Below are 17,003 nucleotides of genomic sequence, written 5' to 3'. Positions count from 1 at the left end.
AGTCTGTTTGCCTCATCTTTTCTGCTGTGCGGCAGAAATCACAGAGGCTAATATCGGCCGGTAACCGTGGACTTTCATGGCGAATTCATGGAGGGAGATACGGCGTAAGCCGCGACGAGAGCCCGCGGATCGGTAATCTTGCTTCTTGCCTCAGCCGTGCTTTCACGCGAAAAGTTTGCCATGAGCATACTGACATCCCACCCCTTCGATTTCGATCCGACCTATGGCATGCAGCTCGCGCAGTTGCAGGCGATAGCAGCACCGGAAGCTCCGGCGGGCTTCGACGACTTCTGGCAGCAGCGCTACAGGGCGGCTCTGGCCATCGATCCGCAACCCAAGCTTCGCCACAGCAAGCAGCCTCACGACAACTGGCACGTCTTCGATATCAGCTACATGTCGACAGGGTCGTTTCAGATCAAAGGCTGGCTGCTCATTCCCCGCAGCGGCCAGGTGCGGCGTGGCCTGGTCGTCGGACATGGATATGGCGGAAGAGACCAGCCGGAATTCGATTGGCCGGTAGAAGAGACGGCTATCCTTTTTCCCTGTTGCCGCGGGCTCTCCCTCAGCGCGAGCCCGAAAATCCCCTCGGATGCATCGGGGCATGTTCTTTGCGGTATCGAAAACCGCGACACCTATGTCATCGGCGGCTGCGTGGAAGACATCTGGCTCGCAGTCTCGACACTGGAGACCCTCTATCCATGGCTTGCCGGTCATATCGGCTATAGCGGCATCAGTTTCGGCGGCGGTATTGGCGCCCTGGCTATTCCTTTCGATGCGCGGATCAGGCGCGGCCACCTCATCGTTCCGACTTTCGGCCACCGGGAGCTATGGCTGACCCTGCCAACCGTCGGTAGCGCACAATCGGTACAGGCCTATCAGGAAAAGCACGGCAGCGTTTTGGAGACGCTGCGCTTCTTCGATGCTGCGATCGCGGCAAGTCGTATCAGCATTCCGATGCTTGTGGCGCCCGCCCTTTTCGATCCCGCCGTTGCGCCACCCTGTCAGTTTTCCGTCGCAAATGCGCTGCAGAAATTCAACGAAATCTTCATTCTGGATGCCGGCCATTTCGATTATGCTGGCAGCGAGAAGCAGAACGCAATTCTGCGAGACAAGGTCGGGCAATTCTTCAAGGTGCTATGAACCGCGAAACTTATGCTGGTACAGCCCTCGGCTGCATGCCTGGGGCGGCCCCGCCCATCACGCAGGTGCATGGCGGCGAATGGTGCCGCTTGTACATCTGACGACGGTAGTAAATTTGGGGCTGATCAGGCAAGTCCGGCCGGTATCGGTCGAAGCGCCTTGTGCGCGCCGTAATCGCGCTCGTGGGATTTGCGGTGTTGCCGCTCGGAGCTTGCGGAAAACTCGACCAGAATACGCTCCATCATGCCATCCGGATAGGTTCCGGTGTCGTTCGTTTCAACTTCCGACTGGGCGGTTACGATCTTCATATTCATCTCTAGTCCTCCGGCTCTGCACGGAAACCCTTGATTCCAATATCTGTTCCATTAGTATTCCGAAAAATTGTTAAAAAATTAACTACGCCCGTTAATCAAATTGGGCGCCACGGCATCGAACTTGAATGGCTGGCCGAATTGGAACATTCTTGCAATCCTGGCGTTCAATCTCCGATTTGATTGGGGGGACTTGATGTATCTATCCAAATCGCCCGGGGCGCGGTTCTTCTCGTTGCCGGCGAAGCAACTGATATCGATTTAGACTTTAACCTCGACGTTGAGATCCGAAGGGATCTTGGCCGGGTTCGCATGCCTTCGATCAATCACTGTCCAATCGGCGGATAGACTGGAGCAGATCATGGCCATCATCATCACATCGATCATCCTCGCACTCATCGGTCTGGCGCTCGGTGGCGGCGGCCTTTGGCTTGTGCTGCTGGGCGGAAGTCCGTTTTATCTTCTGGCCGGCATCGCCTTCCTCGTAACGGCGATCCTGCTTTATATGCGCAAGGCAGCCGCGCTCTGGCTCTATGCGATCTTCGTACTGGCAGCGCTTGGATGGGCGATATGGGAGGTCGGTTTCGACTGGTGGCAGCTCGGTCCACGCGGCGGGTTGATCATTCTGATCGGTCTATGGCTTCTGACACCCTGGATCCGGCGGCCGCTGGGCTTTCGCAGCCTCGACGGCGTTTACTATGGAGCCAATCCATGGCCGCTCGCCATACCTTTGATCATCGCCATCCTCGTTGCCGTCTATTCGATGACGACCGATCCGCACGATCTCCCCGGCGATTTGCCGGCGACAATGGCTGCGAATGCCCCGACGGGCGGCGATGTGCCCGATGGTGAGTGGCATCAATATGGTCGAACCTCGTTTGGTCAGCGTTACTCGCCTCTCGACCAGATCAATGCGCAGAACGTCGCGAACCTGAAGGAAGCCTGGCGATATCAGACAGGTGATGTGAAGCGCCCCGATGACATCGGCGAGACGACTTATCAGGTTACGCCGCTCAAGATCGGCGATACGCTTTTTATCTGCACGCCCCATAGCTTGGCGATCGCCATCGGTGCGACGGACGGCAAGGAAAAATGGCGTTACGATGCCAATGCCGGCATGAATCCCAACCGACAGCATCAGACCTGCCGCGGTGTCTCCTATTATCACGACACGACCGCTGCCGCCGGTGCACCGTGTGCCGATCGCGTCTATCTGCCGACCTCGGATGCCCGGCTGATCGCGCTCGATGCTGCCAACGGCAAGGTTTGTCCGAGTTTTGCCGATCAGGGCACCCTGCATCTTGAAAACGGCATGAAATACAATCCGGCTGGCTACTATTATTCGACGTCGCCGCCAGTCATCGTCGCTGACAAAATCATCATCGGCGGCGCGGTGAACGACAATTATTCCACGCAGGAGCAATCCGGCGTCATCCGCGCGTTCGACGCCCGGACCGGCGCGCTGCTCTGGAACTGGGATTCGGGCAATCCGGATCAGACAGCGCCGCTGCCCGCCGGCCAGACCTATACGACCAACTCACCGAACAGCTGGTCAGTTTCCAGCGCCGACGAAAAGCTCGGCATGGTTTACGTTCCGCTTGGCAATCAGACGCCAGACCAGCTTGGCATGGGCCGCAGTGCCAATGTCGAACGCTTCTCCTCCTCTGTGGTCGCGCTCGACATCAATACCGGCCAGCTCAAATGGGTGCAGCAATTCGTCCATCACGATCTCTGGGATATGGACGTGCCGGCCCAACCCGTGCTGGTCGATCTGACAAAGGCCGACGGCAGCACGGTTCCCGCATTGGTCGCTTCCACCAAGCAGGGCGACATATACGTGCTCGATCGTCGCACCGGCGCCCCGATCATTCCTTTCAAGGAAATACCGGCGCCGGGCGGCACCATTCCGGAGGATCATGCCTCGCCGACCCAGCCGATCTCCGATCTGACCTTCTCGCCGCCGCCTTTGCAGGAAAAGGACATGTGGGGTGTCTCGCTGTTCGATCAGCTCGCCTGCCGTATCGCCTTCCATCAGCATCAGTATGAAGGTCGCTATACGCCACCATCGCTGCGCGGCTCCATCATCTTCCCCGGCAATTTCGGCACCTTCAACTGGGGCAGCGTTGCCGTCGACCCTGAACGGCAGATCATGTTCGGCATGCCGACTTATCTCGCCTTTACCTCCCGACTGGTGCCGCGCGCCGAGATCCCTCCAAAGGGAGCCGGCGACAAGGGCAGCGAACAGGGGCTCAACCGAAACGAAGGCTCACCCTATGGCGTCTACATGGGTCCGTTCGTCAGCCCGCTCGGCATTCCCTGCCAGGCACCGCCTTGGGGCTATGTCGCCGGTGTCGATCTGAAGACCGGCAAGATCGCCTACAAGCACAAGAACGGTACCGTCCACGATATGACGCCTCTGCCCCTTCCCTTCAAGGTTGGGGTTCCCGGCATTGGCGGCCCGATCGTGACCAAGGGCGGAGTGGCGTTCCTGGGAGCAGCGGTGGACGATTATCTCAGGGCCTATGATGTCACGACCGGGAGACAGCTTTGGCAGGCACGCCTACCGGCGGGCGGTCAGGCAACGCCGATGACCTATACGGCCAGCGACAACAAGCAATATGTCGTGATGGTGGCCGGTGGTCACGGTTCCGTGGGAACGAAACCAGGCGACTATGTGATCGGCTATACGCTACCATGACCCGATGATGGAGCGGCGCTAAGCCGCTCCCTTCTGCCACACGCAGTCTAGCTCTTTGAAGAGCGGCGGTTACCCTCGGCGACGTTGCTTTCTGAATCCGTTGCCGGTTCCCAACCAAACACGCTGCGGCCGCCATAGGAGAAGGAGCGGTCGAACTCGCCGGCTACGATCTCCTTAAGATCGGGGCCTGTCACGTAACGTTCCAGCATTCTCGACTGGTCATCCAGGCGCTTCAGCGCCGACAATTCCTCATCGCGACCGAGACGCCCCTTCCTGACGGCGGATTTCATCACGTTGATCGTCTCGTCATAGACCTTCAGCGGCACCGGAAAAGGATGCCGGTCCTTTCCACCATGGGCGAGCGAGAAGCGCGCGGGGTCGGAGAAGCGGCAAGGTGCGCCGTGAACCACTTCGGCGACCATCGCCAAAGCCTTCACCGTGCGCGCGCCAACCCCAGGCGTCAGCAGCAGCTCCTCGAAATCCACCGGACCACGATCGGCCGCGGCGGCAAGATTTCCATGCAGGCGCCGCATGTTCACGTCTTCCTGGCGCACATCATGATGTGCCGGCATGACGAGGTATGGCAGCATCGGCTGTGCTTCTTGTTTGTCAATTACTGGAGATTTCCCCTCCAGGACATTGAATTCACGAATGATTTTATCTGGTCCCAATGAGGAAAGCAGATCCAGCTGACCGTAGCGGGAACGCTCGGTGCGCCGATCGGCAAGATTGACGATCTCGCCCTGCTCGCGTCCTTCGATAGCCGCGTGCGGCGAATCCAGGAAGCTCGTCAAACCCTCCGATAGCCAGTGATATCGGCGTGCTTGCCGGCGTTCATCGTTCATGCCCTGCTGGATGACGACCCACTTGCCGTCGTCGGCGACGATGAAGCCATGTAGGTAGAGATCGAAGCCATCCTGCACGGCTGCGCTGTCCACCTTTGCGATCAGCCGGCTCTTCATGGCAAGGGACGCGCCATCGATACCGACGCGATCGCCGATATCAAGCAGTTCGCCCGGCGTCTTGCGCGATTGCGCGCCGCGGCCGCCGCAGACATGGATGCCAAGTTCGCCGGATAGCGGCGTCAGGCCGCGCTTCAGGGCGCCAAGGACGCTCGTCGTGATCCCCGAGGAATGCCAATCCATGCCCATGACGGCGCCAAAGGACTGGAACCAGAAGGGATTGGCGAGACGGCGAAACAGCTCGTCACGCCCGTAATGCTGCACGATCGCCTCGGTGATGACGGCGCCCAGGCGTGTCATGCGATCGCCGAGCCAGCGCGGTACGCGGCCGCCATGCAGGGGAAGATCAGCTTTGCCGGCTCTCTGTGCCAAATCCACGACTCTCGTTCTTTACCGTGGCATTGTAGTCCGGGGAGCCGAGATATGCCATTCGCAAGGTGCGGCGCTCAGCCGAGGCACCGAATATGAATTGTGATGAGGTTAAGCCAACGCCGACGTCGGCGCAAAATCCTGCATCGCACCTGAAAAAGACTTGGGCAATGGGGAGGCATAGGAACTGCGCTTGCTGGTGGATAGGCCCAGCGACACCAAAGCTTCGGCCTGCTTGACCGCTGCGGCAACACCATCCACGACCGGGATGCCGTAGATCGCTTGGAGCTGCCTTGCGAGATCCGTCATGCCGGCGCAGCCGAGGACAATTGCCTCCGCTCCGTCTTCGGCAAGCGCGCGTTCGATTTCTGCCCGCAGCTTTCCGATTGCACCCGAAGACGAATCTTCAAGCTCGAGCACGGGGATATCGGAGGCGCGAACCTTCGCCCGCGCGCCCATGCCATAACGATGGACAAGATTGTCGATGAGGATGCGCGAGCGTTCGAGCGTCGTCACCACACTGAAGCGCTGTGCCAGGAATCCGGCCGTGGCTACGGCTGCTTCACACAGACCGACGACAGGTACGTCGCAGAACATGCGTGCGGCTTCCAGACCGGTGTCGTCGAAACAGCAGATGATCGCGGCGTCATAGCCTTCGGCCTGCCTCTCCTTCAATTCGCGCAGCATGCCGGGCACGGCGATAGCGCCGTCATAATAGCCCTCGATCGAAGCCGGCCCCATCTGCGAGGTGGCAGCGATGATCTCCGTGCCGGGGCCTGCTACGGCACGCGCAGCGATTGCCGCCTTCTCCGTCATGGAAACGGTCGTATTCGGATTGATAAGCAGCAGGCGCATGATCTCAACTTTTCTTGGCTTGGCGGCGGCCGAGCATGGTCATGACTGCAAGCGCCAACAGGATAATGGTGAAGGAAAAGAGCGTCGTCACCGTCCCCAACGCGTAAAGAACTGGCGTCGTGACATTCGTCGTCATGCCATAGATCTCGAGCGGCAGAGTGTTGTAGGTGCCCGACGTCATCAGGGTGCGGGCGAACTCATCATAGGACAGCGTGAAGCCGAATAGGCCGACGCCGATCAGGCTCGGCGCTATCATCGGCAGCACTACATGGCGGAAGGTTTGCCAAGAACTGGCGCCAAGATCGCGGGCTGCCTCCTCATAGGCCGGCGAAAACCGGTTGAAGACGGCAAACATGATCAGCACACCGAACGGCAAGGTCCAGGTCAGATGCGCGCCGAAGGCGGAGGAATACCAGGCCGGCGCGATGCCGCCCTGCTGAAAGACGACGCCGATCCCAAGCGAGATGATGATCGACGGCACGACGAGGCTCGCAACTGTCGCATAGAAAAGGAACGTCGATCCGCGGAACCGGCGGCGAAAGGCAAGGCCCGCCAGCAGCGATACGACAACGGTCACGATCATGACCATCACGCCGAGGATTAAGGAGCGCTGGAACGATGCGCCGAAGTCTCCGACCGCCTGCTTCTCGAAGAGGTTGGCGAACCAATGCAGCGAGACACCATTCAACGGGAAGGTCAGGCCGCCGTCCGGCCCCTGGAAGGACAGGATGATGACCGCCGAGAGCGGACCGTAGAGAAACAGGACGAAAATCGTGAAGAAGATCGCCAGAAGATAGAATTCCAGGCCGCGCTTTTCACTGTTCATCTTAGAGCTCCTTGCGGATGTCGACGATGCGCAGGATCGCAGCGACCATCAGCAATACGACGATCAGAAGCACGACCGCATTGGCGGCGGCGGCGGGATATTGCAGCAGCGACATCTGGTTCTTCATCATCAGCGCAATGGATGCGCTCTGGCCACCCGACATCACCTGCACGGTGGAGAAATCCGCCATGACGAGCGTGACGACGAAGATGCTGCCGATCGCCATGCCCGGCTTGGCAAGCGGGATGACGACATTCCACAGCACCTGCCATCCGCTGGCGCCGGCATCCCGCGCGGCTTCGAACAGAGAACGGTCGATACGCATCAGCGTGTTGAAGATTGGCGTCACCATGAACAGCGTGTAGAGGTGCACCATGGCAAGCACGACGGCGAAATCGGAATAGAGCAGCCATTCTATCGGCTTTGGGATCAGGCCCATCTCGATCAGCGTTGAATTGACAAGTCCGTTGCGCCCGAGGACGGGTATCCACGAGATCATGCGAATGATGTTAGAAGTCATGAAGGGCACGGTGCAGACGAGGAAAAGGATCATCTGCGTCGAGGTGCGGCGAATATGGAAAGCCAGAAAATAGGCGACCCAGAAGCCGATGAAGAGCGTCATTGCCCAGACAATTGCTGTGAATTTCAATGTGTTGAGGTAGGTTTTCCATGTAACCCACGAACCGAGCGTATCGGTGTAATTCGCGGTCAGGAATGCCGGATAGAGGCCAGCGAAATCATAATCCCAGAAACTGACGATGCCGATCATGGCGATCGGCAACAGGAAGAAGAAGCCGAGAATGAGAAACAACGGCGTTGCCTGCAGATAGGCGACGGCCCAGCCGGGTATGGCAAATCCATGCCCGGGCTTCTGAGTTTCCTGCTCCGCATCCGAGGAAGCGATTGTCGCCATAGTCCGGCCTCTCCATTGGTAGGATCCTCTCCCCGTTTTTGAAGGGGAGAGGAAATGATCGATCGCAGCTTAGGCAGCGATGAATTCGTTCCAGCGACGAACCATGTAGCGGTCCTCATCCATGACCGAGTTCCAGCAGGCGACGGCACCCATGCGGGTTTCGAAGGAGCCGCCGTCGCGAACGGCGCCTGCCTTCTCCATCACCTTGCCTTCCGGAGAGAGGATATCGCCCTGTGCCGGCTTGCCTTCAATCCAGTAGCCCCATTCGTCGGCCGACATGAAGTTCTTGGCCGTTTCCATACAGGCGGAATAGTAGCCCTGGCGGTTGAGGTAACCACCGACCCAGCCGGAGGTGTACCAATTGATATATTCATAGGCCGCGTCGAGCTGCGCACCCTTGAGATGCGAGGCGAGGCCGAGACCACCACCCCAGGCACGATAGCCTTCCTTGAGCGGCTGGAAGGTGCAGGCAATACCCTTGGAGCGGACTGCAGCAACCGCCGGCGACCACATGGACTGGATGACCACTTCGCCCGATGCCATCAGATTGACGCTCTCGTCGAAGGACTTCCAGAAAGCGCGGAACTGGCCATCGCCCTTGGTCTTGATCAGGAAGTCGATGGTCTTGTCGATTTCCGCCTTCGTCATGTTGCCCTTGTCGGCATATTTGATCTTGCCGGCAGCTTCCATGATCATCGCGGCGTCCATGATGCCGATGGACGGGATATTGAGGATCGCCGTCTTGCCCTTAAAGGCCGGATCGAGAATGTCAGCCCAGCTGTTGATCGGACGGCCCGTGAGATCGGGACGAATGCCGAGCGTATCGGCATTGTAGATGGTCGGAACCATCGTCATCCACTGCGTCGGCTCCTTGGCGAATTTCTTCGAGCCCTGCCCTTCGACAAAGCCCACCGTGTGCGGCGCCGTGCCCTGCGCGATGACGCTGTCGGGCTTCAGCTTGCCGTTGATGAAGAGCGGCACGATCTTGTCGTAATATTTGAGCTTCTTGACGTCCATCGGCTGCATGACGCCGGTCGGGAAAACCTTCTTGGCGATCCAGTATTCGATGTCGGCGATATCGTAGCTGTTCGGCTGCGTCACGGCTCGCTGTGCCGCGGCATCCGAATCGGTTGCCGTCATCTCGAGCGTAATGCCGAGATCGGCCTTGCACTTCTCCGCAATGGCATTGATGTTCGAAACGCCGGTACCGAACTGGCGCAGCGTGATGTTCGATTGCGCCCAGATGGTCGGAAAGCCGGTGATGGCGCCGGAGCCGGCCATGGCGCCGAGAGCGGCAGCGCCGGTCTTCAGCAGCGAGCGGCGGGAAATGCCTTTCGTCGTCTTGGTAGTCTTGGTTTCAGTCGTCATGTCAGTTCCCCTTTTTTGATAGTTTGGATTCATGCGGATACACGGCCGAGAAGGATTGCATCCTCCTGAGCCCAACTCAGTGAGACGGCGTCGCCGACAGCGATCGATCTGGCGGCAGCATCGTCGTTGCTTGCGATGACGGTGAAATCGTCGCTACCGGCGCCGATGACGGTGATCTTCAGCGTCGCGCCGCGATATTCGACATTGGAGACTACGCCGTTGAAGCCCAGCCCTTTATCCGATGGCTGCGAAAGCCGGACGCGGTCGGTGCGCACGGCGATGTCGACGGCTTCGCCGATAGCGCGACCTGACCCTTTTACGGAGAAGCCCTGCCCTTCCGGCGCGGTCATGGTGATCACGCCATCTTCGTTCGACGTTATGCGACCCGACAAGACGTTATGGTCACCCATGAAGCGGGCAACGAAAGCCGTCGCGGGATGTTCGAAAACCTCCCGCGGCGATCCCGCCTGCTCGATCCGGCCGTCATTCATGATGACCATGATATCGGCAAGCGCCATCGCCTCTTCCTGGCTATGCGTGACATGAACGAAAGTGATGCCGAGCGACTTCTGCAGCTTCTTGAGCTCAGCGCGCATGCGGATCTTCAGGAAGGGATCGAGCGCTGACAGCGGTTCGTCCAGCAGCAAAGCCTCCGGATCGGTGATCAGGGCGCGGGCTAGCGCGACACGCTGTTGCTGTCCGCCTGAAAGCTGGGCCGGACGGCGGGTGGCATAGGCCTCCATTTGCATGAGCTTCAGCATGTCGAGCGCCTTCGCGCGGCGTTCGTCCTTATCGACACCTTTCATCTTCAGGCTGAAGGCGACATTGTCGATAAGGTCCAGATGCGGAAACAGCGCATAGGACTGGAACATCATCGCCGTACCGCGTCTGGCGGGCGGGAAGTCGGTGACGACGGTATTGCCAAGCCTGATGTCGCCCGAGGAAATCCCCTCGTGACCCGCAATCATGCGCAAGGTCGATGTCTTGCCGCAACCGGATGGGCCGAGGAAACAGCAATAGGAGCCCGCCGGTATCTTCAGACTGATCGCATGGACTGCCGTGGTCGTGCCGTAGACCTTCGAAACGGACACTATATCGATCTCTGCCGCTTTCGACATCATCTTCCCCTGTGGTTTGGGAAAGACACTGCATCAATCGTGCCAGTTTTGCGGAGGCTGACCAACCGATTGAATTTACTTAATTTTAGCTCGGGAGAGAAATTGTGCTTTCCAATAGGCAATCATAAATCTGCACAGGAAATAGGCTATTGTGCGCGATTTATGCAAAATATCGTATACACTTTTGGCCTTGTTTGCATCAGATTTCGTTTAACTTCCGCGCGAAACCTGTCTATCATTGCAGCCAGTTACTCAGGCTACCGATCATGAATTCTTCAGCAGATGCGCTTTTGACGCCCGGCGACGCTACCGACAGTGGCGCGCAACAGATCCGCGAGGCCATTCGCGACGCGATCGTCGAGCGTCGGCTCGCACCCGGAACGAAACTGTCCGAAAGCGATGTCGGCGCCCTCTTCAGCGTCAGCCGGACTTTGGCACGTGCCGCCCTGCAGGCTCTTTCCTATGAGGGGCTCGTCAGCGTCGAAAAGAACCGAGGCGCTTTCGTCGCCTATCCATCGCCCGAGGAGGCGCGACAGATATTCGCTGCGCGTCGCCTGGTCGAGCCGGGAATACTGAGATCGGCAGCCGAACGTATTACCGCACCTCAGCTCGCACAGCTCCGGCAGCTCCTCGTGGAAGAAGGCCGCTTGATGGGAGAGCGCGGTCAACCCGCGCGCCGGGCCGAGATCAAGGCCTCGGGCGACTTCCATCTCATGCTCGCGTCGATATCGGGCAATCTCATCATGCAGCGCTTCATGGAGGAGCTTGTCGCCCGCTCCTCGCTGGTAATTGCGCTTTATGGACAATCAAGCGCCTCCAGTTGCGGCCATGCCGAGCATGGCGATATCATCACCGCACTGGAGCGCCAGGATGTGGACACGGCCTGTCACCTGATGCTGCATCATATCGCCCATATCGAAGCCGATCTCGACCTACGTGAGCGCAAGAGCTTCGGTCTGAAAGAAGCGTTCGAGCGGTAAGACATCCGTCATCCAGAGGGTTCGCGCGACCGGTAGCCATGGATTCAAGGAGAAAAAATTGAGCACGATCGAAACGCTCTTTACCCGGGCCAAGCTTGCCGATGGCACTGTCAAGGATATCGGCGTCACGGGCGGGCGGATCGTGTCGATCATGGAGACCGGAGGGCCGATCTCTGCCTTCGAGCTTATCGACCTCGAAGGCGCCCTCGTGGTGCCCGGCTTCGTCGAAGGGCACATTCATCTCGACACCAGCTTCTACGGTGACGCCTGGATACCGCACAAGCCCTGCACCAACGGCTTCGACGTCCACGAGCGCGTCGCCTTCCAGGCGCAAAACATGGCGCAGGCCGCACCGATGGACGAAAGGGCCAGAAACCAGCTCGACCTCTGCATCGCCAATGGCAGCACACATATGCGCAGCCATGTCATGGTGGATGGTTCTGTTGGATTGAAGTCGCTGGAGACTGTGCTTGCCGTACGCGAAGAATACCGCGGATTGATCGACATCCAGCTTGTTGCCTTTCCGCAAAGCGGCATTCTGAAAAGCCCCGGCACACCTGAGCTTCTGGATCAGGCGATCGCCATGGGTGCCGATCTCGTCGGCGGGCTCGATCCTGCAAGCTTCGATCGCGATGTCGAAAAACATCTCGATGTCGTTTTCGGCGTCGCCGAGAAGCATGGCGTCGGTGTCGATATCCATCTTCACGACGCTGGCATGCTCGGCCTCTTCACCATCGAGCAGATCTGCGCTCGCGCGCGTGGTCTCTCCATGGGCGGACATGTCGCGATCAGCCATGCCTATGGGCTTGGCGATCTCTCGATCGAGGCGGCCAAGCGTGGCGCGGCTCTCATCGCCGAGAGCGGCGTCTCCATCATGACCAACGCACCCGGCGCCCACACCTTCCCGCCCGTCGCCCTGCTTCGGGCTGCCGGTGTCACCGTTTTCAGCGGCAGCGACAATATCCGCGATTCATGGTGGCCCTATGGTGATGGCGACATGCTGGGCCGCGCCATGATGATCGGCTATCGGTCGGGCTTCTATACCGACGACGAATTGAAGGCCGCCTTCGATGTGGTGACGGAAGGCGGCGCCAAGGCCCTACGCCTGGCTGATTACGGCTTGAAGATCGGTGCCAAAGCCGATTTCGTTACCTTGAAGGCGGAGCATGTTCCCGAGGCGGTCGTTGCAGTGCCGAAAGGACGCGCTGTCTACAAGGCGGGCAAGCTCGTCGCCAAAGATGGGGCCGTCCTGCGGCGCTGATCAAGCACCGGGACTTACGAACCAGCGAGCCTGCTAGCGCTTCAACTCTCGCTCGAATTTCTCAATCTGCTGCAGAACCCATGGGTCATCGGCGGAGTGTTGGATCGTTTCCTGTTCTGGCCGCCGCTTGCGGCGAATCCAATCGATGAAGGCGCGAAGCAGCCGCATATGGGTATCCGCGGTTTTCAATATCTGCGAGGCCCGGCAGCCAGGCTGGAAAACCAATGGAAGCCGGGCCTCGACGACCGCAAGGCGTTGCGGTGATTGTCTTTTTGCCCGCGGGAAAATGAACGCTGGCTGAACATATTGCACGGCACGATAGTTTCCTCGCATCTTTGCAGCCACTGGGAGAAAGCCTGCAAACCAATCTCATTTCACGAATGAAGAGCTTTTTTACTTGAGCGTACCGCTATCGCCAAAACTGACCTAGTCGGGAGAGAAGGCGACCGTTAGACAATGCCGCGTCGCTTCCGATTTCCCCGGAGCGGCACAAGCTTAGCCTCGCCTGTGCGGGGCTTTTTTCTTTTCTGGATACGCTTGCTCAGCGCCGCGGCTCGCCGCCCGGTGCATAAACCGTATTCTGCTCGAAAGGAAATACCGAGCCGCATCGGCAGCGGACCATATGCTTGCGGGGATCGGTCGACGGCCGTTCCGTGGAAAAGCCGCGCGGCATCTCGTCTATCTTGAAATCGCGGCTCATCGCCCGACGATCGTCAGTTTCGGAAACTTCGGCAAAGCCGGTGTGGTCGCATTTCGCGCATTCCAGCTTCCGTGAATATCGATCTCTAGCGGCCATTCTCTTCCAGCCCGGGACTCACAACACGTTCCTTCTATCAGCGCTGTCGGCGCTCTTGAAGGCCGCAAACAACCTTCGCTGCTGCTCGCTTTGCGTCCTTAAAAATTTAAGGGCCGGAAAAATGACCGGGCCAACAAAAAGAGATTGACCTGATGGCAGATGTCAGACCAATTTACCATCCATGACAAAACCCATGCTTACCCCTCTTCCTTCCATTGATCGGACGCAGCAAGTCATCGAGGCGCTGTCGACCTTCATCGAATCGTCGAAGCTGCAGGCCGGCGACCGGCTTCCGACCGAGCGCGAGCTGATGGCCGCGCTTTCGGTGGGACGCTCCACCATTCGCGAGGTGATCACCTACTTCCAGGCGCTCGGCGTCATGGAGACGCGCAAAGGCAGCGGCACCTACCTGCTGAAGCCGGTTTCGAAAGCGACGATCCATATGCCGCTTTCCTTCAACCCGTCACACCTGCGCGATGCGCTGTTGCAGACGCTGGAGGTCCGCCGCGGCATTGAATGTGAAGCCGGCATGGTAGCTGCGAGAAAGCGAACCGACGAAGACCTCGTTATCATCGAAGAAAAGCTCAACGAGATGGAGCGCGTGCACATGGCCAAGGGCACATCCGGGCCTGAGGACCTCGCCTTCCATCTTGCCGTCTATGATGCCACCCACAATCCGCTATTCCGGCAACTTCTCGAACAGATGCGCGAAACCTTCGAGCGCTTCTGGGAGCATCCTTTCGACCGACAGGATTTTGCCCGTCGGTCCTTCCCCTATCATCGCACGCTGTTCAACGCGATCGCCGACCAGGATCCCGAGGCTGCGCGCGCCGAAACATTGAAAATTCTCGACGTGGTCGAGGAAGACATCAAGGAAATGTCCAAATGACTGACGGGTTAGAGCCGTTCGAACTTGCCTCCCTCATCACTGCCCATGACGACGGCAACTTCGCCGATGCCGTAGTGCCGCCGATCTTCCAGACCTCGCTTTTCACCTTTTCCAGCTATGACGAGATGATCGCCTCCTATCGCGGCGAAAAGGTGCGGCCGACCTATACGCGTGGCCTCAACCCGACGGTGCGTCTGTTCGAGGAAATGCTGGCAAAGCTCGAGGGCGCCGAGGATGCGCTCGGTTTTGCCAGCGGCATGGCGGCGATATCGTCGGCCGTTTTAAGCTTTGTCGAGCCGGGCGACCGTATCGTTGCAGTCAAGCACGTCTATCCCGATGCCTTCCGCCTCTTCGGCACGGTTCTGAAACGCATGAAGGTCGAGGTGACCTATGTCGACGGCCGCGATGAGGAGGCTGTCGCCAAGGCGCTTCCCGGCGCTAGGGTTTTCTACATGGAAAGCCCGACGAGCTGGGTCATGGAAGCGCATGATGTGGGTGCACTTGCTGCACTCGCCAAACAGCACGGCGTCGTCTCGATGATCGACAACAGCTGGGCAACTCCCTTTTTCCAGCAGCCTTTGAAACTCGGCGTCGATCTCGTCATTCATTCCGCCTCGAAATATCTCGGTGGGCACAGCGACGTGGTCGCTGGTGTTGTCGCCGGTTCGAAGGAGATGATCGCGCGGCTGAAAGCCGAAGCCTATCCTTATCTCGGCGGTAAGCTTTCGCCCTTCGACGCATGGCTCCTGATCCGCGGGCTTCGCACGCTGCCGATCCGCATGAAGGCGCATGAGGCGGCGGCGATGACGATCGCCAAGCGGCTGCAGGAGCTCGATGTCGTCGAGCAGGTCTGTCATCCGGGTCTCGCCAATCGGTTGCCTGCGGGCCTGAACGGCACTTCGGGCCTGTTTTCATTCATCTTCCGCGAAGGCGTCGACGTGCGTGCATTCGCGGATCGCCTCACGCTCTTCAAGCTGGGTGTGAGCTGGGGCGGACATGAGAGCCTGATCGTGCCGGGCGAAGTCGTGCTGCAGCAGAAGGCGCAGCCCAATTCGGCGCATACTTTCGGCATCAATCCGCGCTCCGTACGTCTCCATGTTGGCCTCGAAGGAACCGAGGCCTTGTGGAAGGAACTCGAGGAGGCGATCGCCGCCGCCTCGTGACATCGTCAATCTGAGAGGAAAACCTAAAAAGGGGAAGCAACATGAAAAGACTGATAACAGCAGCACTCTTCACCGCCTTGATGGGCGGTACCGCCTTTGCCGATACGACGTTGAAGCTTGTGGAAGTCATCACAAGCCCGGAGCGCACCGAGACGCTGAAGTCGATCGTCGCCAAGTTCGAAGCCGCCAACCCAGGCACCAAGGTCGATATCATCTCCCTGCCCTGGAACGAGGCCTTCCAGAAATTCGCCACCATGGTTTCGGCCGGCGATACGCCCGACGTGATGGAAATGCCTGATACCTGGCTGTCGCTCTACGGCAACAACGGCATGCTCGAAAGCCTCGAGCCCTACCTCGCCAAGTGGGAACATGCGAGTGAACTGACGCCGCGCGCGCTTCAACTCGGCCGCGATGTCAAGAACACCGCCTATATGCTGCCTTACGGCTTCTATCTGCGCGCCATGTTCTACAACAAGAAGATTCTGAAGGATGCCGGCATCGCCGAGCCGCCGAAGACGTTGGACGAGTTCGTCAAGGCATCCGAGGCCATCTCGAAGCTACCGGGCAAATACGGTTACTGCATGCGCGGCGGTCCGGGCGGTCTTAACGGCTGGATGATCTTTGCCGCCTCCATGGCGGGCGACAACAAGTACTTCAAGGACGACGGCACCTCGACGATGAACAGCCCGGGCTGGGCGAAGGGCATCGAGTGGATGGTCGATCTCTACAAGAAGGGCTATGCGCCGAAGGACAGCGTCAACTGGGGTTTCAACGAAGTCGTCGCCGGCTTCTATTCCGGCACCTGCGCCTTCCTCGACCAGGATCCGGATGCGCTGATCGCCGTTGCGGAACGCATGAAAAAGGATGATTTCGGCGTTGCACCGCTGCCGAAGGGTCCGGATGGCAAGTCCTTCCCGACCATTGGCTATGCCGGCTGGTCGATGTTCTCGACGAGCCAGAACAAGGATCTGTCCTGGAAGCTGATTGCAACCCTTGAAGGCAAGGAAGGCAATCTGGAATGGAACAAGAAGATCGGCGCTCTGCCAGCCTATACGGCCGCGGAAAAGGACCCCTTCTACGCCGGCGATCAGTTCAAGGGCTGGTTCCAGGAACTGGCCGACAAGGACACCGTTCCCACAGTGATGCCGACCTATCTTGAGGAATTCGCCTTCTTCAAGGATTCGCTGGCGATCAAGACCTCTCAGCAGGCACTGCTCGGCGATATCTCGGCCAAGGATCTGGCCGACCAATGGGCCGATTACTTGACCAAGGCCCAGCAGAAATTCCTCGCGAAGAAATAGAACGTACATGCGGCGGCGGAGCGATCCGCCGCCGTCTCTGCCCACTTGAAACA

Annotated in this window: 16 protein-coding genes; 8 read left to right on the top strand and 8 right to left on the bottom strand. The window is 58.9% G+C overall.

Annotated features, from left to right (window positions below; translation table 11 throughout):
• Positions 1–180: 180 nt before the first annotated feature.
• A complete protein-coding gene (locus tag AC13RE_RS23970; protein WP_488564791.1) occupies positions 181–1,140 on the top strand; it encodes an acetylxylan esterase in 960 nt (319 codons plus the stop codon).
• A gap of 125 nt (positions 1,141–1,265) precedes the next feature.
• Here the strand turns inward: AC13RE_RS23970 and AC13RE_RS23965 are convergent, their stop codons facing one another.
• Complete coding sequence (locus AC13RE_RS23965) at positions 1,266–1,454, bottom strand: hypothetical protein (protein WP_095436481.1); 189 nt, start codon at positions 1,452–1,454, stop codon at positions 1,266–1,268.
• Between the two features lie 358 nt (positions 1,455–1,812).
• On the opposite strand from AC13RE_RS23965, the gene AC13RE_RS23960 reads away from it, so the two are divergent.
• Positions 1,813–4,149 carry a glucose/quinate/shikimate family membrane-bound PQQ-dependent dehydrogenase gene (locus AC13RE_RS23960; RefSeq protein WP_488564790.1) on the top strand — a complete coding sequence of 779 codons (2,337 nt, stop codon included), beginning with the start codon at positions 1,813–1,815 and terminating at the stop codon, positions 4,147–4,149.
• Positions 4,150–4,196: 47 nt separating this feature from the next.
• Here AC13RE_RS23960 and AC13RE_RS23955 read toward each other — a convergent pair whose 3' ends face one another.
• The 6 genes from AC13RE_RS23955 to AC13RE_RS23930 form a co-directional block, all read right to left on the bottom strand.
• Positions 4,197–5,483, bottom strand: coding sequence for a DUF763 domain-containing protein (locus AC13RE_RS23955; protein ID WP_488564789.1), 1,287 nt, complete (start codon positions 5,481–5,483; stop codon positions 4,197–4,199).
• Between the two features lie 108 nt (positions 5,484–5,591).
• Complete coding sequence (locus AC13RE_RS23950; RefSeq protein ID WP_488564788.1) at positions 5,592–6,335, bottom strand: aspartate/glutamate racemase family protein; 744 nt, start codon at positions 6,333–6,335, stop codon at positions 5,592–5,594.
• A gap of 4 nt (positions 6,336–6,339) precedes the next feature.
• Positions 6,340–7,161, bottom strand: coding sequence for an ABC transporter permease (locus AC13RE_RS23945; protein ID WP_112339273.1), 822 nt, complete (start codon positions 7,159–7,161; stop codon positions 6,340–6,342).
• 1 nt (position 7,162) lies between these two features.
• Positions 7,163–8,074 carry an ABC transporter permease gene (locus AC13RE_RS23940; protein WP_488564787.1) on the bottom strand — a complete coding sequence of 304 codons (912 nt, stop codon included), beginning with the start codon at positions 8,072–8,074 and terminating at the stop codon, positions 7,163–7,165.
• A 69-nt stretch (positions 8,075–8,143) separates the two neighbouring features.
• Positions 8,144–9,442, bottom strand: coding sequence for an ABC transporter substrate-binding protein (locus AC13RE_RS23935; RefSeq protein WP_112603600.1), 1,299 nt, complete (start codon positions 9,440–9,442; stop codon positions 8,144–8,146).
• A 29-nt stretch (positions 9,443–9,471) separates the two neighbouring features.
• Complete coding sequence (locus AC13RE_RS23930) at positions 9,472–10,560, bottom strand: ABC transporter ATP-binding protein (RefSeq protein ID WP_488564786.1); 1,089 nt, start codon at positions 10,558–10,560, stop codon at positions 9,472–9,474.
• Between the two features lie 266 nt (positions 10,561–10,826).
• Between AC13RE_RS23930 and AC13RE_RS23925 the strand changes: the two genes are divergently transcribed.
• From AC13RE_RS23925 to AC13RE_RS23915, 3 genes are all read left to right on the top strand, one after another.
• A complete protein-coding gene (locus tag AC13RE_RS23925; RefSeq protein ID WP_488564785.1) occupies positions 10,827–11,540 on the top strand; it encodes a GntR family transcriptional regulator in 714 nt (237 codons plus the stop codon).
• A 58-nt stretch (positions 11,541–11,598) separates the two neighbouring features.
• Positions 11,599–12,801 (top strand): amidohydrolase family protein, encoded by a 1,203-nt coding sequence (locus AC13RE_RS23920; RefSeq protein WP_488564784.1) that lies wholly within the window; start codon positions 11,599–11,601, stop codon positions 12,799–12,801.
• A 99-nt stretch (positions 12,802–12,900) separates the two neighbouring features.
• A complete protein-coding gene (locus AC13RE_RS23915) occupies positions 12,901–13,065 on the top strand; it encodes a hypothetical protein (protein ID WP_488564783.1) in 165 nt (54 codons plus the stop codon).
• 277 nt (positions 13,066–13,342) lie between these two features.
• On the opposite strand, the gene AC13RE_RS23910 is transcribed toward AC13RE_RS23915, so the two are convergent.
• Entirely contained in the window at positions 13,343–13,597 is a 255-nt protein-coding gene (locus tag AC13RE_RS23910) for a hypothetical protein (protein WP_132718493.1), read from the bottom strand.
• Positions 13,598–13,790: 193 nt separating this feature from the next.
• Between AC13RE_RS23910 and AC13RE_RS23905 the strand changes: the two genes are divergently transcribed.
• Genes AC13RE_RS23905 through AC13RE_RS23895 form a run of 3 tightly spaced genes read left to right on the top strand, consistent with a single transcriptional unit; the run spans position 13,791 to position 16,950 of the window.
• Complete coding sequence (locus AC13RE_RS23905) at positions 13,791–14,486, top strand: FadR/GntR family transcriptional regulator (RefSeq protein WP_015343035.1); 696 nt, start codon at positions 13,791–13,793, stop codon at positions 14,484–14,486.
• Positions 14,483–15,649, top strand: coding sequence for a PLP-dependent transferase (locus AC13RE_RS23900; RefSeq protein ID WP_132718491.1), 1,167 nt, complete (start codon positions 14,483–14,485; stop codon positions 15,647–15,649). The genes AC13RE_RS23905 and AC13RE_RS23900 overlap by 4 nt, the downstream gene beginning before the upstream one ends.
• 41 nt (positions 15,650–15,690) lie before the next feature.
• Positions 15,691–16,950 (top strand): ABC transporter substrate-binding protein, encoded by a 1,260-nt coding sequence (locus AC13RE_RS23895; protein ID WP_132718488.1) that lies wholly within the window; start codon positions 15,691–15,693, stop codon positions 16,948–16,950.
• Positions 16,951–17,003 lie beyond the last annotated feature (53 nt).

Source organism: Martinezella sp. CNPSo 3959 (assembly GCF_057784355.1).
The sequence above is the reverse complement of the archived record's forward strand: the minus strand, read 5'-3'. Positions and strand labels throughout refer to the sequence as shown.

Coding starts and splice junctions, on each gene's coding strand:
- AC13RE_RS23965 (WP_095436481.1), bottom strand. CDS start 1,454: ATGAATATGAAGATCGTAACCGCCCAGTCGGAAGTTGAAACGAACGAC.
- AC13RE_RS23905 (WP_015343035.1), top strand. CDS start 13,791: ATGCTTACCCCTCTTCCTTCCATTGATCGGACGCAGCAAGTCATCGAG.
- AC13RE_RS23900 (WP_132718491.1), top strand. CDS start 14,483: ATGACTGACGGGTTAGAGCCGTTCGAACTTGCCTCCCTCATCACTGCC.
- AC13RE_RS23940 (WP_488564787.1), bottom strand. CDS start 8,074: ATGGCGACAATCGCTTCCTCGGATGCGGAGCAGGAAACTCAGAAGCCC.
- AC13RE_RS23945 (WP_112339273.1), bottom strand. CDS start 7,161: ATGAACAGTGAAAAGCGCGGCCTGGAATTCTATCTTCTGGCGATCTTC.
- AC13RE_RS23960 (WP_488564790.1), top strand. CDS start 1,813: ATGGCCATCATCATCACATCGATCATCCTCGCACTCATCGGTCTGGCG.
- AC13RE_RS23925 (WP_488564785.1), top strand. CDS start 10,827: ATGAATTCTTCAGCAGATGCGCTTTTGACGCCCGGCGACGCTACCGAC.
- AC13RE_RS23895 (WP_132718488.1), top strand. CDS start 15,691: ATGAAAAGACTGATAACAGCAGCACTCTTCACCGCCTTGATGGGCGGT.
- AC13RE_RS23910 (WP_132718493.1), bottom strand. CDS start 13,597: ATGGCCGCTAGAGATCGATATTCACGGAAGCTGGAATGCGCGAAATGC.
- AC13RE_RS23950 (WP_488564788.1), bottom strand. CDS start 6,335: ATGCGCCTGCTGCTTATCAATCCGAATACGACCGTTTCCATGACGGAG.
- AC13RE_RS23935 (WP_112603600.1), bottom strand. CDS start 9,442: ATGACGACTGAAACCAAGACTACCAAGACGACGAAAGGCATTTCCCGC.
- AC13RE_RS23930 (WP_488564786.1), bottom strand. CDS start 10,560: ATGTCGAAAGCGGCAGAGATCGATATAGTGTCCGTTTCGAAGGTCTAC.
- AC13RE_RS23970 (WP_488564791.1), top strand. CDS start 181: ATGAGCATACTGACATCCCACCCCTTCGATTTCGATCCGACCTATGGC.